Raw genomic sequence first — 25,002 nt, forward strand, 5'->3', positions numbered from 1 at the left:
AGGCCCGGTCAGGCAATACAAAATCCGCAGACAAAAAAAACCCCACCAGGCTCAACACCTGGCAGGGCTTCGATGACTCGGAACGTTACTTACGCAACATTCATCGTCTTGTGTGTATCAATCAAATGCTGCACCACACCTGGGTCCGCCAGGGTGGAGATATCCCCCAACCCATCGTATTCGGCCGTCGCAATCTTGCGCAGGATCCGGCGCATGATCTTGCCCGACCGCGTCTTCGGCAGCCCCGGCGCCCACTGAATCACATCCGGCGAAGCAATCGGGCCGATCTCTTTACGCACCCAGTTCTTCAGTTCCAGACGCAATTGCTCGCTCGTCTCTTCGCCAGCGTTCAGCGTCACGTAGACATAAATGCCCTGCCCCTTGATGTCGTGCGGCACGCCGACCACGGCAGCCTCGGCGACTTTCGGGTGAGCGACCATCGCGCTTTCGATTTCGGCGGTGCCCATACGGTGGCCGGACACGTTGAGCACGTCGTCCACGCGACCGGTGATCCAGTAGTAACCGTCTTCGTCACGACGCGCACCGTCACCAGTGAAGTACATGCCACGGAAGGTCTTGAAGTAGGTATCGACGAAGCGGTCATGGTCGCCGTACAGCGTGCGCGCCTGACCCGGCCACGAATCGAGAATCACCAGGTTACCCTCGGCCACGCCTTCGATGATGTTGCCCAGGTTGTCGACCAACGCCGGCACCACACCGAAGAACGGACGCGCCGCAGAACCCGGCTTGAGGGCGTGAGCGCCCGGCAGCGGGCTCATCATGTTGCCGCCGGTTTCGGTCTGCCACCAGGTATCGACGATCGGGCAACGGGACTTGCCCACATTCTTGTAGTACCAGTCCCACGCTTCCGGGTTGATCGGCTCACCCACCGAACCGAGCAGGCGCAAACTGCTGCCATCAGCACCTTCGACAGCGGCCTGACCCGACGCCATCATCGCGCGAATGGCGGTTGGCGCCGTGTAGAGAATGTTGACCTTGTGCTTGTCGACGATCTTCGCCACCCGGGTGATGTCCGGGTAGTTTGGCACGCCTTCGAACAGCAGCGTGGTCGCGCCGTTGGCCAATGGGCCGTAGACGATATAGCTGTGGCCGGTGACCCAGCCGACATCGGCGGTGCACCAGTAGATTTCGCCCGGACGGTAGTCGAACACGCGCTCATGGGTCATGGCCGCGTAAAGCAGGTAGCCGCCGGTGGTGTGCTGCACGCCTTTAGGCTTGCCGGTGGAGCCGGAGGTATAAAGGATGAACAGCGCTTCTTCGGCGCCCATCTCTTTCGGCGCGCAGACACTGCCCGCCACTTTCATCAGGTCTTCAAACCAGATGTCGCGATGCTGGTTCCACTTGATGTCGCCACCGGTTCGCTTGCACACGATGACTTTCTGGATGCTGCTGGTTTCCGGGTTGGTCAGCGCGTCGTCGACGTTGGACTTGAGCGGGATCTTCTTGCCGGCACGGATGCCTTCGTCAGCGGTGATCACCACTTTGGATTTGCAGTCGATGATGCGACCGGCCAGGGCTTCCGGCGAGAAACCACCGAACACCACCGAGTGAATCGCGCCGATCCGGGTGCAGGCCAGCATGGCGACCACGGCTTCGGGGATCATCGGCATATAGATAGTCACCACGTCGCCGCGGTGCACATCCTGGCCGCGCAAGGCGTTGGCGAACTTGCAGACTTGTTCGTGCAGCTCGCGGTAGGTGATGTTGCGGCTTTCGGCAGGGTCATCCCCTTCCCAAATGATCGCCACTTGATCGCCGCGCTCGGCCAGATGACGGTCGAGGCAGTTGTAGGAAACGTTCAGGGTGCCGTCGGCGAACCATTTGATATCGACATGGTGGTCGTCGAAGGACGTCTGCTTCACCGTGGTGAAAGGCTTGATCCAGTCGAGGCGCTTGGCTTGTTCGCGCCAGAAGCCGTCCGGGTTGACGACGGACTGCTGGTACATCGCCTTGTAGGTCGCCTCGTCAGTCAGCGTATTGGCCAGAACCTCGGGACGAACGGGATACAGGGAAGCCGCACTCATCTTTCTTACCTCGGTGGAATAGTTGTTTTTGTATGACCCCAGTTGTAGCCGGGCCGGGGCTATAGAACCATTCGACGATGGTAGTAACAAGCCCCTACAAATTATCGTGATAAGCCTCTCAAACACACCGCAACCCCTGTGGGGGCGTGGCTTGCCCGCGAAGAACGATCACGCGGTCTACCTGAAAAACCCCGTCGAACGATCACCAATAAGCCGGCCATTACGAATGCTATTCCGCGATTGTTACGAAATCTGTCAAAGGTGTTTATCAAAACCCCACCTATATGAACGCCGCCCCCACGCCTAAAATCAGCCTCGCCAACAAGGCAAACCCTGATTAACCAAGTTGCAGCCCCCACGAAGGCAGTTAATCAAAAAACACCGGTAATCAAGTTCCACACGCAACCCCAAAAAGGTTGCGTGACCCCACTCGACCTCTAAAAGGTAAAACCGAAATGAAAGCTTTATTAGTTCTGGCCCTCTCCAGCCTGTGCGCAACCGCCATGGCAGACGAGGTCCCGACTGATGTCGCACAGCAACAACCGGCCATCGAGGAATACACTTACTCCACTCACCTGGACATCGCCAAAGTTATCTCCATGAGTGAAATCCCCAATGTGTGCGAAGTGGTCCCCATGAAAATGGAATACGACGACTCCAAAGGCCAACGCCACATTCTGCGCTACAGCATCATGGGTAACGGCTGCTCCAACGGCTAATCACCCGCACTCCCCTTTAACGGTTCGACCCACCCGCCCGCTGTACAAGGCAGATGAAGCGCCGAACCGTAAAGATCGATTATATCGATAGCTTCAAGCGTTTATTTGCGCTTTTTAATCAAATTAGTCGGCGTAGTATGAATTCCACACCAAGGCATACAACGCCAACGAACCTGGAGCCACTACCATGAAAGCCAAACTGATCATCGCCCTGACCCTGTCCGTGCTGGCCGCCAACACCTTCGCCGCTGACGGTTACGACCGCACCGGTTCGGCAGCATTCACCACTGCAGCGGCTGTCGCTTCTGACGGTTACGACCACACCGGCTCGGCCAAAGTCGCCGCCGATGGTGCCGATCACGTCGGTGCAGGCAAACTCACTTCCGACGGCGCAGACCACGTCGGTGCAAGCAAACTCGCCGCCGATGGTGCAGACCACGTCGGTGCAAGCAAACTCGCTTCCGATGGTGCAGACCACGTCGGCGCAGGCAAACTCGCTTCCGATGGTGCAGACCACGTCGGTGCCGCTCGCCTGAGCTGATCATCGAGCGTGACTGACAGCCCGACTTCGGTCGGGCTTAGTTGTGTCTGCAGCCACCGAAAACCGACTCAAAACACAAGATGTAGTGAAAAACCCGTTTTTCTGGCTATTTTTTGAACAAAAAAGTAGTGCGTCAAAATTTAAGAAAAAAAATCTTCACCCGCGATATCCAGCCAAAGCCCTGTAAACCCTCGCTCCGACCGAAAAACCCTCCTTCTCGACCGCTCCATGCGCGGATTCGCCCCACCACGGCCGTAAAAATTTCCCTATAATGCCGGCTTAAACGGGCCTGCAATATTCCCTTACAGGGGTCAAAAGCCAGTCTGAAGCCCACGCAGAACTGTTCACGCTATCTGCGCCCATCAGCGGCTTCGGAACACCCGTACAAAATTCTGTTTGATGCCTGCGTATAGCTGTTGCAAAAAACGATATTTCTATAGATCCAACGCGGTCAGACCGACCGTGTGAAAAACCATCACACGGGCATCTGGCCCTCACGCAGGAGACGACACGTCATGCTGAGCTGGGACGAATTCGACAAAGAAGACAGCGGCGAGACCGTGGTAAAAGGCGCCAACGCCGGCCACGCGACTGAAGCCAACATGGACCGACTCGACACCGCTGGTGGTGTCGCCGCTCAAGAAGCTCGCGCCGTAACCGCGAACGACTCTGCCGCTATCGCCCGTGCCAAAGCAGCCCTGGACAACCTCGACATCGCTGAAGGCCTCGCCGAACTCGAAGGCGCCTCCGCCCGTGTCGCCGTTGACGAAAAGCGCATGATCAACTGCCGCGCCGACCTCAACCAACTCGTGCCTTTCAAGTACGACTGGGCCTGGCAGAAGTATCTGGACGGTTGCGCAAACCACTGGATGCCGCAAGAAGTCAACATGACCGCCGACATCGCCCTCTGGAAAGACCCGGAAGGCCTGACCGACGACGAGCGCCGCATCGTGATGCGCAACCTCGGCTTCTTCTCCACCGCCGACTCCCTGGTTGCCAACAACCTGGTCCTGGCCGTGTACCGCCTGATCACCAACCCGGAATGCCGCCAGTACATCCTGCGCCAGGCTTTCGAAGAGGCGATCCACACCCACGCCTACCAGTACTGCATCGAATCGTTGGCCATGGATGAAGGCGAGATCTTCAACATGTACCACGAGATCCCATCGGTCGCGAAAAAAGCCACTTGGGGCCTCAAATACACCCGCTCGATCTCCGATCCGAAGTTCGAAACCGGCACCGTCGAAACCGACAAAGAACTGCTGCGCAACCTGATCGCCTACTACTGCGTTCTGGAAGGCATCTTCTTCTACTGCGGCTTCACCCAGATCCTCTCCATGGGCCGCCGCAACAAAATGACCGGCGTCGCCGAGCAGTTCCAGTACATCCTGCGCGACGAATCCATGCACCTGAACTTCGGCATCGACGTGATCAACCAGATCAAAATCGAAAACCCGCACTTGTGGGATGCCGAGATGAAGGAAGAGGCTTCGCAGATGATTCTGCAGGGCACTCAGCTGGAGATCGAATACGCTCGCGACACCATGCCTCGCGGCGTGTTGGGCATGAACGCGGCGATGATGGAGGACTATCTGAAGTTCATCGCTAACCGTCGTCTGTCGCAGATTGGGTTGAAGGAAGAGTATCCAGGGACGACTAACCCGTTCCCTTGGATGAGCGAGATTATGGACTTGAAGAAAGAGAAGAATTTCTTTGAGACGAGAGTTATTGAGTATCAGACTGGTGGGGCGTTGAGCTGGGATTGATGATGGCGTAGCGCCATGATATAACAGTGAAAGCTTAATGGATGCTTAGCTTCATAAATAAAAAGCCCCGCAAGAGCGGGGCTTTTTTATAGGAGATTAAAATGCACACACCAATATTACTTGATTACCATGCTCCTCATGGCACGTCAAAAATCAGAAGTTTTTACATCGACGATAATCTCTATATTTCATTAGAAGATGTCGTTCTCACCCTAGCGAGAACAAACTCGGCCATAAATGAGAGTGGAAAAACTGGTCTCGGCCAATTGGTACAAGCGCAACGCGATGTTCTCGATAGTGATGAATACAAACACTTCCCAGCCAGTGATGACATATCCGCCTCTCCAAGAACCGAAGTTTTTATAACGGAACCTGGCTTATACAGAATCATTTCACGTGACAGCACTCCAGCCAGCAAACTATTCCAACGCTGGATATTTCACGAAGTAATACCTTCAGTAAGAAAGTATGGAACATATCCAGCACCTATCAAACAAGGTGGCTCGGAGATAATGTCTTTAGCTCAAAACCTTGCACAACACACCAACTTACTTATAAAAGAAATAGAAGAAAGAGAAAAGCTCGCCAATGAAACCAGACTTCGCTTTGAAGAGACTGAACGACAACTCCAAGAGATAAATCAAAAAATCGAAATAATTTCACTCCCCAATGATAATTCCGACCTTATAGATGTTGAAAATTATTGCTCAGATAAAGAAATAGTTGTTGATCAAAAGCACTTGAGAGCCATGTGTGCAAAGCTGTGCTTGGAACAAGGCATAGCCTACACAAAAAAGAAAAACTCAGAAATACAGATGGATTACCTGTATCCGTCCTTATTAATCAATGAAGCCGTAAAATTAATACGTGGCTAATAATCAGCGAGTTAACGCAGCCAGCACAACTTCTACTAACTGCCAGCACTCGAAAAACCTGACATTCTCTAAAAAAGCCCTGACCAAACTTGGGGCTTTTCTAAAAATCCGCTCTGAAACAACCCAAAGATCTATCTAAATCCAATGCTAAAAGTAGTTCCTTTAAGAGATATTGAACTCCCAAAAAGACCTGCATCCAGCGAAAAAACCTCCGACTTAAAAGACTCAACTTCTTGCTCGGAAAAATAAACCCTATTAAATGCCTGAATCTGAAATAAATACAACTCCTTTGAAGAAAACTCAGAAAACCCATCTTTAAGATACATCAAGGCCTTTGGAAGTAGAACTTCGACTTGCTTGTCAAAAATAAACTTAAGCACCCTTAAAAACGCACCAAGCCTATTAGGATTATCAACAAGTACTATATCGAGCTCTCGCCGCTTTAGGCATTCAATATAATCACGACTAGATATCAAAGCATCATCCTTAAAAGAAAATGCAATCGCATCCCAGTTCGTTATTGTGGTTAAAAGCAAACTTCCTCTATCAATGCATTCTACATATCCACTGACGAACGCCCAAGTTTCTTTCATTGGCCAAACATCTATACTCCAACCGCCTACTTTTACTCTATAACCGCCAAAATTATTTCGTCCTGAAAGCCCACCATACTTCTCAAAAAACTTAAACAAACTATCAGAAGGGCAATCCACAACCAGATCAATATCAGAGTTAAACTTGCCACCACCATACAGCGCAATATCTCGCAACACCCCCCCAAAAACCAACACCTCCCCGCTTTCGGAAAGAATTCTTATAAAATTCCTCACCTCCAACCGTTTTGGAGAATCAAAGAACCTTATAACTCTTTTTTTAAGAGCATCCAAATTACTTGCAATGGCTATCATACAAAGGTCTTAATTCCGAGTGCAGTGCTATCAAATAACTATCAGTCATGCCAGATATAGAATCAGCAAGAAGCTGTGCCTCCTTATACCTCACGGGAAGTTCGTTTTTTTCATCTTCAAATATTCTTCTATAATTTTCCGATATCCTAGAATATACGTACTTACCAAATGGTGTATTGGAGCTCTCTGCCTTATCAAGCCTCCCATGCACTCCAACCCAGAGCATATCCATCACCTCAGTGATATACGAGTTCCCTCGTAACTCAAGCTCAAGAACACTTTTATGTTTAAACCCATACTCAAGATCAAACTTCTTTAACGCCCCACATAAAATCGCGGATTTCGAGACGCTAATAATGCCCTTATACAAACACTCACCTTTTAAAAGCGCCTCAACACGACTCGAAAACTCATCCACCACCGAGTTGACCATCGCGGTTATCGAAAACACTCTAAACATCTGCATTGAGCATTCGTTTAGCTCCTGCGGGCTTAATCCGGAGCTTTCAAAAGATGTACTACTGTTCTCGGATTTAGAAATCACCTCTTTGGCGACTTCATCATCGGAACACTGACTCTTAAGGTAACGAAGTAAATCATAGTACGACGCCAATCCTTTTTTAACTGTATCTTCAGCATCCAGCACAGAATATGCAATATCATCACATGCTTCCATAACATAAGTTAGTGGATGCCTAACACCTTGAGACAAGCCAGTTTCGCCCCAAATGTCCTCAACTATCTCTTGCTCAGACTTAAAATACCCCTGTTTCTTCCACTGACCTTTATCAACCCCGCATATAGGAACAGGATATTTAATCAAAGCGGCAAGAGTGCCATATGTTAGATTCAAACCAAACTTATCATTTAATATCTGCAGTTTTGTAACGAGTCTAACCGTTTGTGCATTTCCATCAAATGTAAAAAAATCACCTGCTTCTTCAACACTCATGCCATCTAAAAAAATATCTGACTTACTTTTAAACCAACTTTGAATTGCGTATTCACCTTGATGACCGAAGGGTGGATTACCCAAATCATGAACAAGCCCTATAGCCGCAAGCATCGCTGGAATTCCGCGCTGGAGAAAAGCTCCCGACTCGGCTCCTTCAAAGATACTTTCTTTTTCATAAACCAACCTCAACCCAATACTTCTTGCGAGCGTTGAAACTTCATGAGAATGAGTCAGCCGAGTACGAACACTGTCATTCCTATCTAATGGAAAAACTTGAGTTTTATCTGCTAGACGACGCGTAGGAGCAGCAAACAATATTCGATCATAATCTCGTTCAAACTCAAACCTCCCACTTTCTTGCGTCGCCCCCGCTTGCCCTTTACTTTTCCGCCGCCCCTCATTTAAAAGACTCTTCCAGCTAAGCATATAAACTCCATTTAATAATTAATAACAGCAAATACAAGGAACCAGCGACTCCTGGCGACTAAACAAAGCCTACTTTATTTCCCTGACCACGTTCATCTGTTTTTTTCAAAATTAATAACATACCGACACATCTGCAGCTTGACCAATGGGAAGCAAAACTCATACCCTCGGCATCTGGTGCCTAAGAAACACCTCACACAGCGGACAGACCGCCCCCGACAGAAGCGGCTTTTTTGTGCCTACGGTTTCTCCGTGGGTATCAAAAAATCTCTGTTATGCCGGGAGTGGGCTAATACAAGACCCGAAAGGGGAATATGTCCGGCCCTCTGTGTGGGGTTTCTTAACTCCCGGCACCCAGCCCTAAGAAAGCTGACATCACACAGAGGTAAAAGGATATGCCTAAAAATCGCTCCTTCTCTCCGAAGGAAATCCGCGTTAGCTGCTTCATTTTCCATGCGCTTCCATCCCTGGAGGCTTGCCATGTCTGATCCATACATCCCCACAGTCTTCATCCGTCAAAACCTCGAACTTCACGCCCTTCTCCTAGAAAACCAACCCTGGTTCTGCGCCCGCGATCTAGGGCGTTTGATGGGTTTCCACCTGAACGATCGCGTGGTCAGCAAGTTGGACGAGGATCAGCGACACACGCTGCTGATTGACTACCACGGCCAACCAGAAAAACGGCTGATGCTCAGCGAATCAGGCGTCTATGCGCTGCTGGTCTATCACTACGCACCGGGGAATCGCTTGTTGCGTGAGTGGCTGACTCATCAAGTAGTCCCGGCATTGCGCGACGCGGGGCCGTCGAAGAATGCGGATCGGCCGATGCTGAGTTTGCTGGATTGGCCAGAGATGTCTCTGAGCCTGCTGCATTGGCAGGACGAAGGCTGGATTCGACTACGGGATATGCCATTCCTGTTGCTCAATCGCACACGGCGTCGGGTGCCGGTGGTTAAGCCTTGGTGGCGGAAGGTTTTGGAGGCGTTTCAATCTTCAAAGCATTCGGTTGGCTAGCCTTTGTAGGATCAACCGAAAGCAGCGTCGGTCTTTTCTGTAGGAATTTTCGTAGACATTCGTAATGGCCACTCAGTATCGTCCGAGGGTTTTCAGCCCTCGGCGATTCTATGGACACGGAAAAGAGCAACAGCGATTGGACTGACATTGAGATTCAGGCGGCGGTCGATGCCTATCTCAGCATGTTGTCCCGCGAGCAGAGCGGGCAGAAAGTCGTTAAGACTGAGGAGAATCGCATCCTGCGTGAGGGAGCCTTAGCCGGTCGGACCAAAGGGTCGGTTGAGTTTCGGATGCAGAACATCTCTACCGTGTTGGTCGAACTGGGTCGAGATCGCATTGCAGGTTACAAACCCGCCAAGAATGTCGGCGCCAATGTAGCGCGCAGCATTCGAGAAGCGCTCAATGCTCCAAGTACTTTGACACCTGAGGATTTCGCCCCGACAGCGGACGAGGCAACGCTGGAACAGCGATCTGCCAAACTCGAGAAACAACCGATTAAAGACATGCCGAAAGGGATTGAGAGACCAGAACAGACTCAGTCCAGCGGAAAGTCTTTTGTTCGCGATCCTGAGGTGAGAGCTTGGGTTCGCCAGCAGGCTAACGGTAGATGCGAAGGCTGTGGCGAGCCCGCTCCGTTCGAAAAGGATGGCAGGCCGTTTCTTGAGGTCCACCATGTTAAGCATTTAGCGCAGGACGGCTCGGATCGTCCGAGTAATGCCGTAGCCCTGTGCCCGAACTGCCATCGACGTTGTCACCACTCCGGTGACCGGGATGAGTTCACTGCTTCACTGTTTCAGAAAGTGGACCGGTTAAAGTTTGAGTGATTGGGCTTGGAAAACTTCATCGGCACATGTGCACGAAGACAGCGAGCCGTCAGGATTGCGCTGCCCTCCCGATAAAAAGAGAAAACGCCTAGAGCCATCAAGGACTCGTCCTACAGCCATTGATTAGCCACGTTCGTTAACGTCGCGCAGCTCCTTTTCCGGGGCTGCCGATGGATGAACGAAAGGATGATCAGTGGCTGGCAACAAGGACATTCCACGGATTAAGAATCCGCCCTCCGGTGATGGGCATCACGTCACCTACCGTTACATGACGGCCACCGAATTGGCCGAGCGGGACGCCAGGCAAAACGCCTATGAAGCCATGCTGGCCAGGCAAGACGCCTTCGAACGCAGCTGTCAGGTCATAGCGCAAAAGCAAAGGCCCACTCAAGTCGGGTGTGTCTTCGCCAAGTCCTGCAAGCTTCCGGACGCCATCATTGATTACTCGAATCCCTCAGGGGTGGTGCCGACCGATAGCCTGAAAGACTACGGTGACTTGATTCTGCTGGGTGCTCGCGAAGCGGATGTATCGGGCGCTGTGCCCCTGAAGAAGATCAGTGGCACAGCGATTCCCGTCGGTCTGGGCTCCCTCGCCTTGGCCGGCGCGGCATTCGCCGCTGCTCCCGTGGTCGCGACGAGCGCCGTAACAGCAACGTTGGTTGGCCTTGTTGCGCTGGTCACACAATCGAGTCTGGGCGACAGCTCGCTTTACACCGAAGACCAACTCCGTGCGCTCAAACAGGCCCGCACCCGCGTTCGCCTGCAGGTCGAGCAACAGGCTGACGGCAGCCTCAAGGGATACGGTTTCTACACCGGCAAAAATCGCGATTGGGAAATGGTTGATGTCGTGCAGTTCACATTGCGCGGCAGCCAGCAGGTGGCTGACCTGGGTGACGGTGTTGAGCTGATCTGGACCCCAGCGGTGGATGGTTCCGACATCCTGGGCATTCCGGCGCTGGAAGCCGCCCCGCAAGCGCCGCATATCTGGGTTTACCCGCCGACGAAAGCCGCTGACAGCATCATTGTGAACCCGGTGTATCCGCCGGAGTACAAGGATTTCATTCTGGTGTTTCCGGCGGATTCGGGGGTAAGGCCGGTTTATATTGTGGTGAGTGTTGCTGACCACAAATACTACCCCGCACCGAAGGGGCTAATTGCTTTTCCCGATGCAACGAAAGCGCAACGTAAGACCCCACTAAAAGGCGGCGGTGGTCTTCGAAAACGATGGAAAACTTCAAAAGGGAAAATTTTTGAATGGGACTCGCAGCACGGCACTGTGGAGATGTACGACAAACGCGGCCGCCATCTCGGAGAATATGATCCAATTACCGGCAAACAAACCAAACCCGCAGACAACTCTAGGAGTGTGGAACCTTGATTTATGTAATCGAAGCCTTTCACAAACATAATGAACTGCTGGCATTCGAAGTGGAGTTACCGACTGGGTACGATCAGGAAATTAAAAACATTATGGGTTGGACTGCTGAGCAGGAAGGATGGGAAGGATACGACCTTACGGACGAGCAGCTTGGAGCCTTGGAGGCTTTGATGGGGAAAAATGTGTATGACGCAGCCTACCTATTTCAACTTAGCTGCAACGCTTGAATATATGAGTGGGAGACCTATTGGGCACCTCCAGTGAGTTAATCAAGTTCGCTGGAGTTTGGGATTGTGGAGGGACTGAAAATCAGGCTGGAATGGTATGACAAACAAACAGAGATGGGCGAAGGGGAGGAATTGTCGAAAGACTTTGGCGATGATGGCTCAGTTATCGAAGCGCTGGGCATGCCCATTGAAAACAATGTGAACAATGGTGGTTTCAACGTATCTCCCGACTGGGTCAGCACTCTTCAGCCCCATTTCCACCATGCCATTCAGTTGCTCTCCTATGACTACCAAGTTGCGTTTGTCTATCGAGACAAGTGGCAATCGAAGTGATAGAGGACTGAAGCATTCAACACAAAAAACCGACCCGTCTCCTGATCGGTTTTTTGTTTGCTCGCTTTCTTCGCTCAGTGCGAAAAGCGACTCGTTAGCACCTGCTTGTCGGATCCAGGACTGCGACCTGTCCAGCGGTGTTCTTGAGTTTTTCGCGAGTAGGCTCCCCACAGGTTTGGTGGGTTGCCGCAGATTTTGCGCTGTGTTGAAAACATTCAGTGCAACCCGCCCCGCCTCCCGCTATTAATACCCTTCCCCACTCAAGGACCCGAGCCCGCCATGAAATTCGACCTCGCCTACTGCCTCAGCCTCGACGACAAGCTGTCGATCTATGACGTGCGCGATCTGAATTTTGACGAGACGATGGAGTTCGATTCCGCCAAGGAACACTTCCAGTGTCCCAACGACGCTTGCCGCTTGGCCTTCGATGCGGCGAATGTGTTGACGACGTTCAACGCCAAGAACGTGAACTACGTTCGAACCCCGCACTTCAAGAACACGCCCAGCACCCGGCATGTGGCGGATTGTCCTTATGTCAGTCTCAAGGCGTCGGCGTCGGGTGTGGACGCGGACGGTGCGGAAACGGATGACAGCCGCGAGGAGCATTTTCCGTCGGAGTTGTTGCTGACTCGGCGTCAGTATGTGCGTAAGCCGTCGAACCCGGCGGTCGCGGCAGATGTGATACGAGCGGACCTGCAACCGCCGACAAAGGCCAGTGACGTCGAGCACCCAAGCCACGAATCAGCACCGGACAAGACCAGCATCTTCGCCCACCGGGTGGAGTGTTTTGTCTCGAACTTCGAGGACAAGGACCTGCTCAAGCGCATGCCACTGAAGATTGGCGAGCACACGGCGCCTTATGGGTCGTTCTTCAAGAAGATCGAGTACCTGACGGACAACAAGGGCCTGATTTACTGGGGCAAGATCAGGGAGATCAAGGATTACACCCAGAGCTTTCGCATCGATTTCGAACAGAAGGTCTGGTTCAAGCAGGCGGATGAGGCGAAGAAGAAGCCTTATTCGGTCAACGTTTACCTGAGCAAGAAGTTGATCGAGAACTACCGCAAGCGCAAAGCGTTTCTTGAGGAGATCAAGCACGCCATCGACAGCGAGGCGCAGTTGTATTGCTTCTTTTATGGCGTGACGCCGGAGTTGAAGCAGGTGCCGAGCAAGAAAAACCCCGAGCAGACGTTCGGGGTGTTCAGTGCGAATATCGAGAACCTGGATCACTTCATTATTCGGGAAGCGCCGGGGTTGGAGGCGAAGTAACCGTGATCAACTCAGGCACATGCTGACCATGACCAACACCAGCAAACCAATGTAAACCCGCGCATGTATCCGATCCGGAATCCGCCCGATCCACGGCGTGGCCAGTCGAATGCCCACCAACGACCCCATCGTCAAAACCGCAAACGCCAGCAGATCCACATAACCGACAAACCACGCGCCCAGATCAAACTCAGTGAACCCCGCCATCGCCATGTAAGTCACCGTCCCGGCCAGCGCCACGGGCAGGCTTAGTGGATTGGCCATGGACGTTGCCTGAGACATGCTCAACCCGCAACGCCGCAACAACGGCACGGTCATGACGCTGCCGCCCACGCCGAGGAATGTGGCGATGGCGCCGATTCCTACACCGCCACCGGACACTTCCGCCCTCCCCAATCGCCGTGGGATTGCGTTATCGGTGTGCATCAGAAATCCACGCCTGAACAGGCAATCCACAATGGTTACGCCCAGGTAGGCAATAAAGGCATACCGAATCACCTCGCCACTGACCCACATCGCTGCCACTGCGCCGACCACAGCGCCCACTCCGATAAACCCACCCAACGGCCACAGGTAATGGCGAATCAGATTACCGGCTCGGTGGTGTTTTCCGGTGGCGACCAGGGCGTTGACGATCATCACGCAGGTCGAAGTAGCCACGGCGATGTGCATTGTCGATTGACCAATCGGGTCGTCGGCACCGTGGCTGGCCATGAGCATGCGGTACAGCAATGGCACGACGACGAAGCCGCCGCCGAAGCCGAACAGCACGGCGGTGATGCCGGTCATGCAGCCGAAGAGTGTCAGCAAGAGATAGAACATTGCGCGTCGTCCATTGGTTGGGAGCGGTCGACGATAGAGCGATGTGGCTTGGCCTGCTTCAGCAAGTTAGCCAATAATGTTTGCGTTTACGCCAACTGCTGGAAGCCGCTTGATGCGCAATGTTTCGATTAATGGGCTGGATGACACGCCACGGTCGGTGGTGGCGATCGGTACGGATTATTCCTACGGTCAGGTGTTGCCTCTTCATACGCACCGACGGGCGCAATTGTTGTACGGCGCGACCGGGGTGATGCAGGTCAGCACGCATGACGGCAACTGGGTGGTGCCGCCGCAGCGGGCGGTGTGGATTCCGTCGGGGGTGGCGCATGAGGTGTTGATGCTGGGGGTGAGCACGCGGAGTTTGTACATCGAGCCGGGGGCGGTTGATCTGGGGAGTCGTTGTCAGGTGATCAGCGTTTCGCCGTTGATGCGGCATTTGCTGATGGAGGCGGTGGAGGTTCCGCTGGCGTACGACAAGGCCGGGCGCGACGGGGCGTTGATCGATTTGCTGCTGCATGAACTGGCGCGCAGTGCTCACTTGCCGTTGCACATTCCGCTGCCTGTCGATGCGCGGTTGCTTGCGTTGTGCCAGGGCTTTTTGCAGCGGCCCGATGCCCATCAGTCGCCGCAGCAATGGGCGGATCAGTTGCACATCAGTTTGCGCACGTTCAATCGCCTGTTTCGCCAGCAGACCGACCTGAGTTTCAGCCAGTGGCGGCAGCGCGCCTGTGTGGTGTTGGCCCTCGCGCGGCTGGCGGTGGGTGAGCCGGTGACGCGGATTGCTTTGGATTTTGGCTATGACAGCCCGGCGGCGTTCTCGACGATGTTTCGCCGGGTGTTGGGTCAGGCGCCGTCCGTCTGGTTGGAGGGTGCGAAATAAAAATGAGTTTGATCCGGGCGCAAAACAACTGTACAAAATCACAGTACTTTTTGAATAAGCACTCTTGAGCCCGGAGAACACCATGGCCTCTTATGCGATGAAAATCACCCTGGAACGTATCGCCCTCTTCCAATTCACCCCCGCTCACTGCGCCCAGGCCCGGGCGATGCTGGGCTGGAGTGTTGATGAGTTGTCGGGGGAGTCTGGCGTTTCGGTCGACGCGATTGAGCGATTTGAGGCCCGCCGTGATGTGCCGGAGGCTGATCGACTGGCGCTGGCTTATCGGTTTGAGTCGGAGGGGTTGGTTTTCTTCCCGGGGTTTGCGCCGGGGCGGGGGATGAATATGAAAGGGTCGGCAGCGGAACCGATGGGGCGCACTGATTTCGCGATGGTCGAGTGAAAGAAATCATCGATTGATGATTATTCTGCCATTTATGTTCTGCACTGCTTTCAGAAGAAGTCGACTTCGGGTATCAGAACCACGCAGTCCGACATCGATTTGATCAAGGAGAGACTTCAGGCGGCGCAAGACCACGCAAAAGGATCAGATCATGATTGAAATCGAAGAAAGCAGCGGCAACGTCTACGAAGACCTCTCGGCGCCCAATGCCAATGAAATGCGCGTCAAATCCCAACTGGCCGCAAAAATTGGCGAAATCATAAAGGCTCGCCATTTGACTCAGGTTCAAGCGTCTGAAATTTTGGGTCTGTCACAACCCAAGCTCTCTGAAATGTTGCGCGGGAAGTTTCGCGGCATTAGTGAAGCAAAGATGATGGAATGCTTATCCCTGCTTGGGCGAGACGTGCAGATCGTGGTCAAGTCAGCCCCTCGATCGAGAAAAGAGGGGCGAATTGAGGTGGTTTTCACCTGAAGTAAAAATCCCAGTGGTTGCGTTAGAAGCCCTTACGGCTTGAACGCAGGCGTTGGCCTTGCGTTGGAAGCTTGTTCATACCCATAAGCAATTGCCAGCAGATGGGCCTCGCTCCACTGAGTCCCGAAGAAGAACACCGAGGTCGGCACTCCGTAATCGTCTGCCCCGGAAGGCACCATGATGCCGGGATAACCAGCCAACGCAGTGACGTTCAACCCTGGGGAGCCCACGTCCCACACTACGGCATCCAGCTGATGCTCAAGCATCACGTTGTCGATGGCAGCCGCATTTTCGCTTTGAATTTTTTGCCACAACTCGTTGTACGCGTTCTCGTCAAAATCAACGTTGTTGGCCGCGCTCAACGTGGCTTGCCCAAAACCCTCGGCGCCGGTGGCGTGCTCGTTGTGTTGCAATAGATCCTTCAGGTTTTGGATTGCAAGACCGCTTCGTTTAGCGAGGTATCGAGGAAGATCACGCTTGATACCCATCCAGAATCCGTTTTCCACCTCCTCCGGCGACAGGGATTGAGGATCATCGAACACCACCGGAATCAATGTCGCCCCTGCGGCCTGCATGACTTCCAGCGCACGGGAAAACTGAGGGTCGCTTTGTGCGGCCTCGCCGCTAGTCTCGAACTTGACGGGATACCCGATGCGCCGTCCCACCAAGGCATTCGGGACCAGCAAAGCCGTATAGTCCACGCCGCTGATGGCGTGCGGCTTTTTGACCGGTTCGGCGTCGTCGTTGCCGGACATGGCATTCAACAGCAGTGCCGCCTCCCGAACGGTGCGCGCCATGGGCCCGGGCGTATCGACTTTTTGACTCACGGGGACTATGCCGCTGCGGCTGAGCAAGCCCACGGTAGGCTTGAGGCCGACCACGCCGTTGACGGACGCCGGGGCGATAATCGAGCCGACGGTTTCCGTTCCGAGTGCCAGCGGCGCGAAACCTGCGGCAACCGCCGCGCCGGAACCTGAGCTTGAGCCGTAAGGCGATTCGCTCAACACGTGCGGGTTTTTGGTTTGCCCACCTCGGCTGCTCCACCCATCGGGGATGGCAGGATCGCGGAAATTCGCCCATTCACTGAGGTTGGTTTTCCCGAGAATCACCGCCCCTGCTGTTCTGAGCTGTTGCACGATGAAAGCATCTTGAGCGGCCGGCTGACCGACCATGGCCAATGAACCGGCGCTGGTCTGCATCTGATCGGACGTGTCGATATTGTCTTTGAGCAATACGGGAATGCCATGCAAAGGACCCCGTACGTGCCCTCGTTGTCGCTCTTGATCGAGCACTTCGGCAATGGCCAATGCATCAGGGTTGAGTTCGATGATCGCGTTGATCGCCGGTCCCTGTTTATCCAGCGCCTCGATCCGGTGCAGCAAGTGCTGCACGAGCGCTACAGCACTCAGCTGATTGCGCTCCATTCTTTGGCTGAGTTCATCGACACTTGAATATTCCAGCCCCGACTGGGGTGTCAGCCTTTGCGTTGCGTCGTTTAGCGTTACATCCATGTGATCAAGCTCCTCGTGATGACTGATAGCGAGTGAATAAGCTCACTCGCTTTTAAGCCTACAGACGCCGCTGGAAATGTCCGTCATCTCCTGGCACTGCATCACGTATGAATATTCGCGCCCATCTGTAGCCCGCTCAGCCAACACTCTCCTGATACACCTGCTGCTCGACCTCGGACCACCAAACACTCCCCCGCTGCGGATACATCACGTTGAATGCCTCACCCATCTGCGGCGTGGTAATCGACACGCTGCGCTCCCAGGCCAGTGCCAGGATCCGGTCAAACGGTTCGAACCAGGCGTGCATCGACAGATCGAACGTGCCGTTGTGGATCGGCAATAACCATCGACCTTTAAGATCGATGTGCGCTTGCAGGGTTTGCTCAGGCTGCATGTGCACATGCGGCCACTCAACGTTGTACGCACCGGTTTCCATCAGCGTCAGGTCGAACGGGCCGTACTGTTCGCCGATCCGTTTGAAGCCATCGAAGTAGCCGCTGTCGCCGCTGAAGAAGATTCGCGTGTGGGCGTCGATCATCACCCACGAGGCCCACAGTGTGCTGTTGCCATCGAACAGGCCACGGCCGGAAAAATGTTGCGACGGGGTGGCGATAAACTGGATGCCGTCGACTTCGGTGCCCTGCCACCAGTCGAGCTGGCGCACTTTGCTGGCGTCGATGCCCCACTTGATCAGGGTGTCGCCGACGCCCAGCGGCGTGAGGAAGTACTTGGCCTTGTCCGCCAGTTTGAGCACGGCCTCATAATCGAGATGGTCATAGTGATCGTGGGACAGGATCACCGCTTCGATCGGTGGCAATTCTTCGAGGCTGATGGGCGGTTGGTGAAAGCGTTTCGGACCGGCCCACTGCACGGGTGAAGCGCGGTCGGCAAAGACCGGGTCGGTGATCCAGAATTTATCCCGCAGCTTGAGCATGACGGTGGAGTGGCCGAGGCGATAGACACTGTGATTAGGCGCGGCGATCAACGCATCGTGGGTCAGGCGTTGCACCGGGACAGCCGTGGTTGGGCGGGTGTTGCGCGGTTTGTGGAAGATCATGCTCCACATGATGCGTACCATTTTGCGAAAGCCTTCTCGCTGCACGGGCGCATGGTTTTTGAAGGCCCCGTCGACCTGACGGGAAGCTTCAGGCGCAGAGGCGTTGGTGGAATTGGCCATGACGGAATGACTCCAGGAAACCGCACAGTCGGCAGTTTCTGCGGTGGGACGATAAATGGCCAAGGCACGCACGCATCAGCCGAACACTCTATTTTTGGCTGTGCAGGATTAACCAAACATTACACTGCACAGTGTAGTTTCTAGGTTGCATCAAAGCCGATCACAAGTAAACTGCTGAGTGTAATTCCTGAATTCTTCTACCGAAGCGTACTTATGACAGCTCCACAGCGCCTGACCGACCGAAAACGCGAAGCGATCATCCAAGCGGCGATTGCCGAATTCCGTGCCAACGGTTTCGACATCACCAGCATGGACAAGATTGCCGCCACCGCTGGCGTGTCGAAGCGCACGGTGTACAACCACTTCCCCAGCAAGGAAGAGTTGTTCGCCGAAATCCTCAATCAGTTATGGGCGCGGGTGACGGCCGAACAAGAAACGTCCTACCGCCCTGACCTGCCGCTGCGCGATCAGATGCGCCTGATCCTGATGGCGAAATTGCAGATGATGGGCGATGACAATTTTCTCGACCTGGCGCGGGTCGCGATCGCAGCCACCATCCATTCCCCGGAGCGGGCGCAGAACATGGTCGCGCGAATGGGCGAGCGCGAAGAAGGCCTGACCGTGTGGATTCGTGCCGCTCAGGCCGATGGACGCTTGAAGCCGGTCGACCCGGGGTTTGCCGGCCAACAGATTCAGGGAATGCTTAAGTCCTTTGCCTTCTGGCCGCAGATTTCCATGGGGCTGCCCGGCCTTTCGCCCGAGATGCAGAGCACCGTCGTGGACTCTGCGCTGGACATGTTCCTCGCCTGCTATCAGCTCTGAATCAAGCGTTCACTGCGCCCTGGCCCCTATTAAATGGCTTGGAAGGACACTGATTATTCCCGCTGGAATAAATGACAATGTCCGCGATTGACCGATGAACGGTAGCTCTGAATAAAACACGGCAATGTGTTTCAGAATGAATCTGGCGCAGGACACTATGGAAAACCAACGCGGCAAGGGCTTGTCATTTGCCAGACGCATTTACCTGCCCCGAACCATTGGCCTTGGCGTCGGTTGCATCAGCGTGGCCGCTGCGTTGTCTCCATTGAACATGCCGTTTTGGGTGTGGGCGTGGATGCTGGTGAACGCCTTTGTCTGGCCCCACGTTGCCTATCAACTGTCGATCCGCGCGAACTTTCCCTACAAGACCGAACGCCGCAACCTGCTTTTCGACTCGCTGTGTGGCGGTTTCTGGGCGGCGACGGTTCAGTTCAACCCGCTCACGACAGTGACCATCCTGGCGATGATGGCGATGAACAACGTCGCCACGGGCGGCCTGCGGTTGTTCATGCTCGGCACCTTGACCCAAGCGACGGGCGTCATGATTGCCTGGCTGTTGTTCGGCGCGATGTTCAACCCAACGACCACCAATGTACAGATTTGGGCGTGCCTGCCGATCCTCACGCTCTACCCGTGGGCGGTGGGTATGGTCTGCTATCGGTTGGCGATCAAACTGTCCGAACACAAACGCGCCTTGAGTGCCTTGAGCCGCACTGACAGTCTGACCGGCCTGCTCAACCACGGCGCCTGGAAAGACCTGCTGCAACTGCAATTCCACCACTGTCGCGAACACCAACAACCCGCCGCGATTGCCTTGATCGACATCGATCACTTCAAACCCATCAACGACACTTACGGGCACATCGTCGGTGACTCGGTGCTGCGCCAGTTGAGCGCCGAGCTCAAGCGCAACCTGCGCGAATGCGATCTGGCCGGGCGCTATGGCGGTGACGAATTCTGCGTGATCCTGCCCGGCATGCCGTTGCATCAGGCGCGGGATGTCATGGAACGCCTACGTGAGGTGCTGCATGACTACCGGCATCAGGAGATTCCCGGACTGCGGGTCAGCCTGAGCATCGGCCTGGCCGCTTTTCACCCGTCCTTCACCGATGCCATCGCCTGGCTCGATGACGCGGACAAAGCCCTCTATACCGCCAAAAACACCGGCCGCAATAAAATCTGTGTAGCCACCCGCGATACCGAGCGCAACACGGCTGTCACGCTGGCGATTTAGCCAAAGCTGCGCGGCTTGCCGGGCAGTGGCGCTATAGTGGACCTCAGTCCAGCGCTGCAGAGAGCATCATGACCACCGAAACCAAAACCACCGCGACCGTCGATCACTTGCGTTTCCAGCGTCCTCACGCTCACCTGGCGCCGACCTTCGGCACTGACAAGTTTGCCCTGCGCGCCGAGGCCTTTGCGCGGTTCTTCGGCACGCCGATGTTTCTCGGGGCGCAGACGCTGATCGTCGCAATATGGATTTTTCTCAACGTGGCGGGCATCACCCACTTCGATGCCTACCCCTTCATCCTGCTCAACCTGGCGTTCAGCCTGCAAGCGGCGTACGCCGCACCGTTGATTCTGCTGGCCCAGACCCGCCAGGCAGCACGGGACAAAGCCCAGTCCGAGGCCGATGCGCGGCACCGCGAAGACCTGGCCGTCGCCAACAGCGAACGTCAGGCCCAGGCGGCGCAGAACACCGCGCAATTGCTCGAGTTGCTCGAGCAAAACACCCGCCTCACCGAGATGACCAAAACCCTCACGGAACGCATCGAAGTCCTGACCTCGGAAATGCACCAGCATTTCGTGCGCAAGGCCTGACACTGTTCAAGGCAGTTTCAACGCCAGCCCCAACTCATCAAACAACGTCACCACCGAACGCAAGGCGCGACAATCCGGACGGGTCAGCAACCACAACGCGGTGTCGTAACCGTGCAGCGGCTCGCTCAGCGGCTGCAGCCCGTCACCGATCAGAAAGTCCGGCAATGCCGCAACGCCCAACCCGGCCCGCACCAGTTCGGTGACCGACAACATGCTGTTGCAGCGATAACCCGGTGTGACGCCAGGCAAGTGCTGGCGCCGCCAGGCGACAGTGGGGTGATCGGGGAGGAAGTCGTCCGGGGCGATCCACGTGAGCGCAGCCAGGTCTTGGGCATCGACCGATTTCAGATACGCCGTACTCGCACACACACGGTAAGACACCTGCGCCAGGCGTCGTCCTACCAAATGCTCGGGTGGCGCCTGGGTCAGGCGCAAGGCGATGTCCGCATCCCGGCGGCTGAGGTTGGCGAAGTCATTGGAGGTGCTCAGCTCGAGCGTCAGCGCCGGGTAACCGGGCATGAATTGCGCCAGCGCCGGCAACAGCAAACCTTGCAGGACCGAATCGGTACAGGTCAGGCGCACGGTGCCGCTGATGACTTCACCGCCCTGCTCCACGCCGATGCGCGCGGCCTCCAGCGCCTGTTCGGCGCGCTCGGCCTGTTCGGCCAAGGTCTGCGCCAGGCTGGTGGGCAAGTAGCCGGCGCGGCTCTTTTCGAACAATTGCTGACCCAATGCCGCTTCCAGTCGGCGCACGGCGCGGAACACGGTCGAGACGTCGACTTTCAACAACGCCGAAGCCCTGGCCAACGAGCCGCCACGCACCAGGGCGAGGATCAGAGACAGGTCGGGGTACTCCAGTCGATAGTGCGTGGCTGCATTGATCACTTGGGATAACGCCAATATTGAGTGCGTGAACGCCAATCTATAGTGGGTTCCAGGAATCAACAAGCGTCGAGAGCACTCATGGAAAACACCGTTATCCGCATCGCCCTGATCGGCGATTACGACCCGCAAGTCACCGCCCACCAGGCAATTCCTGTCGCCCTCGGCATGGCAGCCGAACACGCAGGCCTGGACGTACAGTTCCAGTGGTTGGCCACCGATCGCATCGACAACGACACACCGCTGGAAGACTTCGATGGCTTCTGGTGCGTGCCAGCCAGTCCCTACCGTAATGAGGGCGGTGCGTTGCGAGCGATCCGCTTTGCCCGCGAACAACAGCGACCTTTCCTCGGCACGTGTGGCGGTTTTCAGCACGCCGTACTCGAATACGCCCGCAACGTTCTGGGGTGGAAAGATGCCGAGCACGGCGAGACAGCACCCGATGCGACGCGAGCGCTGCTCACGCCACTGACCTGTTCGTTGGTGGAAGCCGTCGACTGCATTCAGCTGGTTGAAGGTTCGTTGATCGCCAAGGCGTATGAACATTCCGAGATTCGCGAAGGCTATCGCTGCCGTTACGGTGTGAATCCTGAATTCGAGCGGGCGTTACTGAGCGAACGGTTGTACGCCACAGGACATGATTCGACGGGGGAGTTGCGGGCATTGGAATTGCGTGGGCATCCGTTTTTTGTGGCCACGTTGTTTCAACCGGAACGTGCCGCGCTCAAAGGTCTGTTACCGCCGCTGGTCAGTGCGTTGATCGAAGCGTGCGTGAGGCAGACATCATGATGGCCCGGACGCCGGAACCGCCTTACTACGCGGTCATTTTTACTTCGCTGCGAACCGACGGTGACCAGGGTTACGCCGAAGCCGCCGAGCGCATGGTAGAACTGGCACGCGAGCAGCCGGGCTTTCTCGGCGTGGAATCAGCGCGGGGTGAAGACGGGCTCGGGATTACGGTGTCCTATTGGGCCAGTGAGGCAGCGATTCTGGCGTGGAAACTTCATCCCGAGCACAGTGCGATTCGTGAGCGTGGGCGCTCGACCTGGTATTCGGCGTGCAATACGCGGGTGTGCAGGGTTGAGCGGGCTTATGGGTTTAAGCAGTAGATGAAGCGGTGTTCCTTAGGCTGCCATCGCGCGATGGGGCCCGCACAAACACTGCCAATCTCAGCTCTGCACCAAACTCCGCACCGCCGAAATCTCCGGCACTTCCCGCCGATTCATGTACACCCGCAACGGCTCGGTGATGTTGATCCGGTCATCGATGTTCTGATCCAGCAACAACTGGATCAGCTCGCGCTTCAGCGTCATGGCCTGCTCCGGCCCCGGCGCCCAGACGAATTCATTCGCAGGAATGATGCCGTCATCCGCCACGTCCATGCCGAAGGAATCTTCGCTGAAACGCACGATGTACTGACCGGTCTTGCGGTTGAGGCCGACGAAGCCTTTGAGTTGTTCGGCGGCCTGGCAGATGAGCTGGGAAGTGATGCGCATGATAAACCTCACACAAGTGATCGATGGTTTACACGCAGGGCAATTGAACGGCTTTTCCCTCTGCCGGGGAAACTGCCGGGGCCAAGAGTACTGCAAAGAGCCGCACAAATGTGCCGAAAAAATGGCCTTTAAACACGTTTATGTCGGTCTCGCGATAGCGCTGGCGGCGCTCAGTTGTTAAAAGAGACGTCTTTGAAAACTCTCTGCGAAAGGATCTCGACCATGCCCGTTACTTTCACCAAGAGCGCCCTGCTGCTGAGCGTGCTGCTGGGCCTCGGCCAGGCACAGGCCGCCAGCGAACCAAGCCCGACCTCACTGGCAGCCCGTTCGGGGATTCCGCATCCGGCGGTCATCGCTCATCGCGGCGCGTCTTTCGATGCACCGGAATCCACCGCCGCCGCTTATAAACTGGCGCGCGACCTGGGCGCCGACTACCTCGAACTGGACCTGCAACGCAGCAAGGACGGCGTGCTGTTTGCCCTGCACGACAACAATCTGCAACGCACCACCGACGTCGCCAGCAAATTCCCTGAGCGCAAGGACAGCCCGGCCAACGCGTTCACCATCGCCGAACTGAAAACCCTCGATGCCGGCAGCTGGTTCAACAGCGCTTACCCGGATCGTGCCCGTCCCTCCTACGCGGGCCTGAAAATCCTGACCCTCGACGAGATCATCGACATTGCCCAAGGCAATCCGCTGCACAAGCCCGGCTTGTACATCGAAACCAAAGAACCCAAGCAATTCCCCGGCATCGAAAGCGACCTCAAGGATAAATTGCAGGATCGCGGCTGGCTGAGTCCGGCGGGCTCCAAACTGGCGAAAAGCAATCTGGCGGTTGGCCAGGGCAAAGGCAAGGTGGTGCTGCAAACCTTCGAGAAGAGCAGCCTCGAACTGCTGGAAAAGGAAATGCCGCAGGTGCCGAAGATCCTGTTGCTGTGGGTGGGTGAAGGCAGCATCGAGCCCAAGTCCAAGGTGACGTTCGCCGAGTCCGGCGACAAGGATAAAGCGACTTACTACGCCAAGCAGGAGCCGAAGGACAAAGCCGAATTCCAGCAATGGGTTGAATACGCCAAGGCCCAGGGCGCGATCGGCACCGGACCTTCCGCTGCACTGACCAAGGGTGGCGATCAGAGCTATTCGGACCTGGTGAAACCGTGGATGAACCAGTACACCCATGATCAGGGTTTGTTGGTGCACGTCTACACCGTTGATGATGCGGTGGATTACCAGAAAGTCATGGACGCCGGGGTCGACGGTATTTTCACCAACCGCGCCAGCGAGCTGTTGAAGTTCTATAAACGTCCGGCGGCGGCGAGTGTTGCGCAGTTGCTGACAAACAACGGGTATTGATCCGGGACCGAGGCACCCGTATCGCTAGCAGGCTAGCTCCCACAAGGGATCGTTGGCGTACACAAAATGTTTGGCCAACCGAGATCAAC

At 55.3% G+C, this 25,002-nt stretch carries 28 protein-coding genes; 20 read left to right on the forward strand and 8 right to left on the reverse strand.

All coding sequences use genetic code 11. From position 1 onward, the window contains the following. Positions 1-89 precede the first annotated feature (89 nt). Positions 90-2,045: an acetate--CoA ligase gene (gene acs / locus ACM6IQ_RS15805; RefSeq protein ID WP_017340230.1), complete on the reverse strand. Its 1,956-nt coding sequence runs from the start codon at positions 2,043-2,045 to the stop codon at positions 90-92. Positions 2,046-2,500: 455 nt separating this feature from the next. Here acs and ACM6IQ_RS15810 point away from each other — a divergent pair, with 455 nt between their 5' ends. The 4 genes from ACM6IQ_RS15810 (at position 2,501) to ACM6IQ_RS15825 (ending at position 5,946) form a co-directional block, all read left to right on the forward strand. Then, complete coding sequence (locus ACM6IQ_RS15810) at positions 2,501-2,764, forward strand: DUF2790 domain-containing protein (protein WP_017340231.1); 264 nt, start codon at positions 2,501-2,503, stop codon at positions 2,762-2,764. Positions 2,765-2,951: 187 nt separating this feature from the next. After that, complete coding sequence (locus tag ACM6IQ_RS15815; RefSeq protein ID WP_414879264.1) at positions 2,952-3,305, forward strand: hypothetical protein; 354 nt, start codon at positions 2,952-2,954, stop codon at positions 3,303-3,305. A 515-nt stretch (positions 3,306-3,820) separates the two neighbouring features. Then, positions 3,821-5,071 carry a ribonucleotide-diphosphate reductase subunit beta gene (locus tag ACM6IQ_RS15820; protein WP_017340233.1) on the forward strand — a complete coding sequence of 417 codons (1,251 nt, stop codon included), beginning with the start codon at positions 3,821-3,823 and terminating at the stop codon, positions 5,069-5,071. A 101-nt stretch (positions 5,072-5,172) separates the two neighbouring features. Next, a complete protein-coding gene (locus ACM6IQ_RS15825; protein ID WP_414879265.1) occupies positions 5,173-5,946 on the forward strand; it encodes a Bro-N domain-containing protein in 774 nt (257 codons plus the stop codon). A gap of 131 nt (positions 5,947-6,077) precedes the next feature. On the opposite strand, the gene ACM6IQ_RS15830 is transcribed toward ACM6IQ_RS15825, so the two are convergent. Together ACM6IQ_RS15830 and dgt are read right to left on the reverse strand one after the other, a co-directional pair. Next, positions 6,078-6,854, reverse strand: coding sequence for a hypothetical protein (locus tag ACM6IQ_RS15830; protein ID WP_414879266.1), 777 nt, complete (start codon positions 6,852-6,854; stop codon positions 6,078-6,080). Continuing rightward, the gene (dgt, locus tag ACM6IQ_RS15835) at positions 6,835-8,235 is read right to left on the reverse strand and encodes a dGTP triphosphohydrolase (protein ID WP_414879267.1); all 1,401 of its coding nucleotides are present in this window, start codon (positions 8,233-8,235) and stop codon (positions 6,835-6,837) included. Before dgt ends, ACM6IQ_RS15830 begins: the two co-directional genes overlap by 20 nt. Positions 8,236-8,715: 480 nt before the next feature. On the opposite strand from dgt, the gene ACM6IQ_RS15840 reads away from it, so the two are divergent. From ACM6IQ_RS15840 to ACM6IQ_RS15865, 6 genes are all read left to right on the forward strand, one after another. Further along, positions 8,716-9,249 carry a Bro-N domain-containing protein gene (locus ACM6IQ_RS15840; RefSeq protein WP_414879268.1) on the forward strand — a complete coding sequence of 178 codons (534 nt, stop codon included), beginning with the start codon at positions 8,716-8,718 and terminating at the stop codon, positions 9,247-9,249. Positions 9,250-9,359: 110 nt separating this feature from the next. Next, positions 9,360-10,073, forward strand: coding sequence for an HNH endonuclease (locus tag ACM6IQ_RS15845; protein WP_414879269.1), 714 nt, complete (start codon positions 9,360-9,362; stop codon positions 10,071-10,073). Positions 10,074-10,266: 193 nt separating this feature from the next. After that, a complete protein-coding gene (locus tag ACM6IQ_RS15850; protein WP_414879270.1) occupies positions 10,267-11,451 on the forward strand; it encodes a colicin E3/pyocin S6 family cytotoxin in 1,185 nt (394 codons plus the stop codon). Further along, positions 11,448-11,678, forward strand: coding sequence for a hypothetical protein (locus tag ACM6IQ_RS15855; protein ID WP_414879271.1), 231 nt, complete (start codon positions 11,448-11,450; stop codon positions 11,676-11,678). The genes ACM6IQ_RS15850 and ACM6IQ_RS15855 overlap by 4 nt, the downstream gene beginning before the upstream one ends. A 66-nt stretch (positions 11,679-11,744) precedes the next feature. Next, positions 11,745-12,011, forward strand: coding sequence for a colicin E3-like toxin immunity protein (locus ACM6IQ_RS15860; protein ID WP_414879272.1), 267 nt, complete (start codon positions 11,745-11,747; stop codon positions 12,009-12,011). Positions 12,012-12,290: 279 nt separating this feature from the next. Continuing rightward, positions 12,291-13,280: a hypothetical protein gene (locus ACM6IQ_RS15865; protein WP_414879273.1), complete on the forward strand. Its 990-nt coding sequence runs from the start codon at positions 12,291-12,293 to the stop codon at positions 13,278-13,280. Positions 13,281-13,286: 6 nt separating this feature from the next. Here the strand turns inward: ACM6IQ_RS15865 and ACM6IQ_RS15870 are convergent, their stop codons facing one another. Beyond that, the gene (locus ACM6IQ_RS15870) at positions 13,287-14,102 is read right to left on the reverse strand and encodes a sulfite exporter TauE/SafE family protein (RefSeq protein ID WP_414879274.1); all 816 of its coding nucleotides are present in this window, start codon (positions 14,100-14,102) and stop codon (positions 13,287-13,289) included. A gap of 112 nt (positions 14,103-14,214) precedes the next feature. Here ACM6IQ_RS15870 and ACM6IQ_RS15875 point away from each other — a divergent pair, with 112 nt between their 5' ends. The 4 genes from ACM6IQ_RS15875 to ACM6IQ_RS15890 all read left to right on the forward strand — a co-directional run bounded on the left by ACM6IQ_RS15875 (position 14,215) and on the right by ACM6IQ_RS15890 (position 15,854). Next, positions 14,215-14,982 carry an AraC family transcriptional regulator gene (locus tag ACM6IQ_RS15875; protein WP_414879275.1) on the forward strand — a complete coding sequence of 256 codons (768 nt, stop codon included), beginning with the start codon at positions 14,215-14,217 and terminating at the stop codon, positions 14,980-14,982. An 82-nt stretch (positions 14,983-15,064) separates the two neighbouring features. Beyond that, positions 15,065-15,382 (forward strand): XRE family transcriptional regulator, encoded by a 318-nt coding sequence (locus ACM6IQ_RS15880; RefSeq protein ID WP_414879276.1) that lies wholly within the window; start codon positions 15,065-15,067, stop codon positions 15,380-15,382. 30 nt (positions 15,383-15,412) lie between these two features. Then, positions 15,413-15,541 carry a type II toxin-antitoxin system RelE/ParE family toxin gene (locus ACM6IQ_RS15885; protein ID WP_274521494.1) on the forward strand — a complete coding sequence of 43 codons (129 nt, stop codon included), beginning with the start codon at positions 15,413-15,415 and terminating at the stop codon, positions 15,539-15,541. Next, a complete protein-coding gene (locus ACM6IQ_RS15890) occupies positions 15,534-15,854 on the forward strand; it encodes a helix-turn-helix domain-containing protein (RefSeq protein WP_414879277.1) in 321 nt (106 codons plus the stop codon). Before ACM6IQ_RS15885 ends, ACM6IQ_RS15890 begins: the two co-directional genes overlap by 8 nt. A 32-nt stretch (positions 15,855-15,886) precedes the next feature. Here the strand turns inward: ACM6IQ_RS15890 and ACM6IQ_RS15895 are convergent, their stop codons facing one another. Together ACM6IQ_RS15895 and ACM6IQ_RS15900 are read right to left on the reverse strand one after the other, a co-directional pair. Next, entirely contained in the window at positions 15,887-17,365 is a 1,479-nt protein-coding gene (locus ACM6IQ_RS15895) for an amidase family protein (RefSeq protein WP_414879278.1), read from the reverse strand. Positions 17,366-17,501: 136 nt separating this feature from the next. Continuing rightward, positions 17,502-18,542, reverse strand: coding sequence for an MBL fold metallo-hydrolase (locus ACM6IQ_RS15900; RefSeq protein ID WP_414879279.1), 1,041 nt, complete (start codon positions 18,540-18,542; stop codon positions 17,502-17,504). Between the two features lie 213 nt (positions 18,543-18,755). Here ACM6IQ_RS15900 and ACM6IQ_RS15905 point away from each other — a divergent pair, with 213 nt between their 5' ends. The 3 genes from ACM6IQ_RS15905 to ACM6IQ_RS15915 all read left to right on the forward strand — a co-directional run bounded on the left by ACM6IQ_RS15905 (position 18,756) and on the right by ACM6IQ_RS15915 (position 21,185). Further along, positions 18,756-19,364, forward strand: a complete 609-nt coding sequence (locus ACM6IQ_RS15905) for a TetR/AcrR family transcriptional regulator (RefSeq protein WP_414879280.1) — start codon at positions 18,756-18,758, stop codon at positions 19,362-19,364. 157 nt (positions 19,365-19,521) lie between these two features. Then, positions 19,522-20,598 (forward strand): diguanylate cyclase, encoded by a 1,077-nt coding sequence (locus ACM6IQ_RS15910; RefSeq protein WP_031319072.1) that lies wholly within the window; start codon positions 19,522-19,524, stop codon positions 20,596-20,598. 68 nt (positions 20,599-20,666) lie between these two features. Next, on the forward strand, positions 20,667-21,185 hold the full coding sequence (locus ACM6IQ_RS15915; protein ID WP_017340244.1) for a DUF1003 domain-containing protein: 519 nt from the start codon (positions 20,667-20,669) through the stop codon (positions 21,183-21,185). Positions 21,186-21,191: 6 nt separating this feature from the next. Here ACM6IQ_RS15915 and ACM6IQ_RS15920 read toward each other — a convergent pair whose 3' ends face one another. Then, positions 21,192-22,133 (reverse strand): LysR family transcriptional regulator, encoded by a 942-nt coding sequence (locus tag ACM6IQ_RS15920; RefSeq protein WP_414879281.1) that lies wholly within the window; start codon positions 22,131-22,133, stop codon positions 21,192-21,194. Positions 22,134-22,148: 15 nt separating this feature from the next. On the opposite strand from ACM6IQ_RS15920, the gene ACM6IQ_RS15925 reads away from it, so the two are divergent. Next, entirely contained in the window at positions 22,149-22,856 is a 708-nt protein-coding gene (locus tag ACM6IQ_RS15925; RefSeq protein WP_414879282.1) for a CTP synthase, read from the forward strand. Then, a complete protein-coding gene (locus tag ACM6IQ_RS15930) occupies positions 22,853-23,176 on the forward strand; it encodes an antibiotic biosynthesis monooxygenase family protein (protein WP_414879283.1) in 324 nt (107 codons plus the stop codon). Before ACM6IQ_RS15925 ends, ACM6IQ_RS15930 begins: the two co-directional genes overlap by 4 nt. 60 nt (positions 23,177-23,236) lie before the next feature. On the opposite strand, the gene ACM6IQ_RS15935 is transcribed toward ACM6IQ_RS15930, so the two are convergent. Further along, complete coding sequence (locus tag ACM6IQ_RS15935) at positions 23,237-23,563, reverse strand: DUF2025 family protein (protein WP_414879284.1); 327 nt, start codon at positions 23,561-23,563, stop codon at positions 23,237-23,239. Positions 23,564-23,785: 222 nt separating this feature from the next. Here ACM6IQ_RS15935 and ACM6IQ_RS15940 point away from each other — a divergent pair, with 222 nt between their 5' ends. Beyond that, on the forward strand, positions 23,786-24,913 hold the full coding sequence (locus tag ACM6IQ_RS15940; RefSeq protein ID WP_017340249.1) for a glycerophosphodiester phosphodiesterase: 1,128 nt from the start codon (positions 23,786-23,788) through the stop codon (positions 24,911-24,913). The last annotated feature ends 89 nt before the right edge of the window (positions 24,914-25,002 follow it).

Origin of the sequence: Pseudomonas sp. IT-P100 (assembly GCF_949767185.1) — a bacterium.
Lineage (GTDB): Bacteria > Pseudomonadota > Gammaproteobacteria > Pseudomonadales > Pseudomonadaceae > Aquipseudomonas > Aquipseudomonas fluorescens_B.